Source organism: Spirulina sp. 06S082 (assembly GCF_034932145.1).
Classification (GTDB): domain Bacteria; phylum Cyanobacteriota; class Cyanobacteriia; order Cyanobacteriales; family Spirulinaceae; genus CCY15215.
Map to the genome: position 1 here is coordinate 1 of NZ_JAYGHV010000096.1, position 1,897 is coordinate 1,897.

Annotated in this window: 3 protein-coding genes; 2 read left to right on the plus strand and 1 reads right to left on the minus strand. The window is 44.6% G+C overall.

Features of this window, described 5'->3' with window-relative positions; translation table 11 throughout:
- On the minus strand, positions 1-873 hold an 873-nt coding region (locus VB714_RS07235; protein WP_323222581.1), incomplete at its 3' end, for a dynamin family protein.
- A gap of 92 nt (positions 874-965) precedes the next feature.
- Between VB714_RS07235 and VB714_RS07240 the strand changes: the two genes are divergently transcribed.
- Together VB714_RS07240 and VB714_RS07245 are read left to right on the plus strand one after the other, a co-directional pair.
- Positions 966-1,208 carry a hypothetical protein gene (locus VB714_RS07240; RefSeq protein WP_323222582.1) on the plus strand — a complete coding sequence of 81 codons (243 nt, stop codon included), beginning with the start codon at positions 966-968 and terminating at the stop codon, positions 1,206-1,208.
- 51 nt (positions 1,209-1,259) lie between these two features.
- Positions 1,260-1,897 (plus strand): ATP-dependent metallopeptidase FtsH/Yme1/Tma family protein (locus VB714_RS07245; protein WP_323222584.1); only part of this gene is annotated, 638 nt, incomplete at its 3' end.

Consider the following 1,897-nt stretch of genomic DNA (forward strand, 5'->3'; position numbering starts at 1 on the left):
CGAGCAAAATGAGATAATATCGGGAGGAGTTTTCAAAGACAAAACCGATTGAATTTCCCTTTGTAAACGTTCAATTTGTTGTTCAAGGAGAAAATCATCAGCCCCTCGCATATCGACCCGATTAAGCACAAAAATCATTGAATCCGTGCTACCATTTAAAGCCGTCACAACCTCTTTCAATTCTTCTAATAACCGTTCTCTTTTTTCCTCATCAACCTGTCCATAATCCAAAGCTACCAAACTACAAGACTTTCTCACTTGAGGTTGAATTACTTGGAGATTGGCACGATCTTGAACGGATTTTAGACCCGGTAAATCGATGATTTCAATATCAATTCCTGCGGGAAGATCGAGTAAAGCGCGATCTCCAGCAGGTAAAAGCGCACCATAGTTTGTAATTTGGGGTGCAAGACAATTTGTTTCTTTTTTGCGAATTTCGTGATAGGACAACATTACATTCTGAATGCGATTGTAAAGCTCGTCGTCACTTAATCCAGACCATTCCCCCGTTTCCCAATAGTTATTTTCTGTTTCCTCAATGACCAATCGAGAACCATCTGAAACCCGCAACCGCAAAATTCCCCCACTCATCTCAGTATTCAGGATCGGTGCAATTCTCCGACCGATCAGCGCATTCACAATTGTAGATTTTCCCGAGGAAGTCGTCCCTAGTGTTGCGATAGACAAGGTAGGATTCTCCAGCCTTTCCCTTGCTTCCTCATAGGCGCTTCGGAATGCCTCTACTTGTGCTTTTAACTCTGGATCGTCAAAAACCTCTGGATGAGCATTGGCTAAATCTGCTGTTCCATTCCCCAACTCATTCAAGAGTTGCCGAACCGAGTTGAGTATTTCAGTGACATTAGGTGGAGTCATACTGTTGAGAAGTGCGATCGCCTTTGCTAGATTAAAGGAATATACATTATTAATGCTTCTGGAACACTATAACATAAAGTTAAGTTGTTCAGTTGAATAATATTCCAGCCTTTGATAATACTAACCCAGAGAAGGAAGTAAAATCCTCCCAGATGATTGAAGTGGTCGGGGATTCTCTGCCCGAACTTGTACAAATCCTGAGAATTACGTTAAATTTAATTAAGATAGCTTGGCAATTGCAGCACTCGTTCGGTAATACAAGAACCTTTGTAAAAAAATGCGATCGCGGCCACTCAAATATCTCTCTGCGATCGCCACCTGTCATTTTCTCGTAATTCCCAGTGCTGCAATTGACCGCAAACCCGATAAACAAGACACTATAGAATATGAAACTTTCTTGGAGAGTCCTACTACTCTGGACGCTACCCGCCCTCGTCATCGGCTTTTTCCTCTGGCAAGGGACATTTTCCTCCGCTAATGCCTTCGGTAATAATACCGCCAGCACCCGCATGACCTACGGACGCTTTTTGGAATATCTCAGCGCCCATCGCGTCACGGCTGTTGACCTCTATGAAGGCGGACGCACGGCGATCGTACAGGCTACTGACCCTCAACTCAGCGATCGCGAACAACTCCTACGAGTAGATCTACCCATACGCGCCCCGGAATTAATGGCACAACTGCGGGCAGAAGGCATTCCTTTCGCCTCCCATCCCATCCAAAATAACGGCGCAATTTGGGGACTGTTGGGCAATTTAATCTTCCCGATTTTATTAATTGGTTCTCTCTTCTTCCTCTTCCGTCGTTCCAATAATATGCCAGGGGGACCCGGACAAGCCATGAATTTTGGTAAGTCCCGCGCCCGCTTTCAAATGGAAGCAAAAACTGGCATCATGTTTGATGATGTGGCTGGAGTTGACGAAGCTAAAGAAGAATTAGAAGAAGTCGTTACTTTTCTCAAACAACCCGAACGCTTTACCGCCGTGGGTGCAAAAATTCCGAAAGGCGTACTATTGGTGGGACC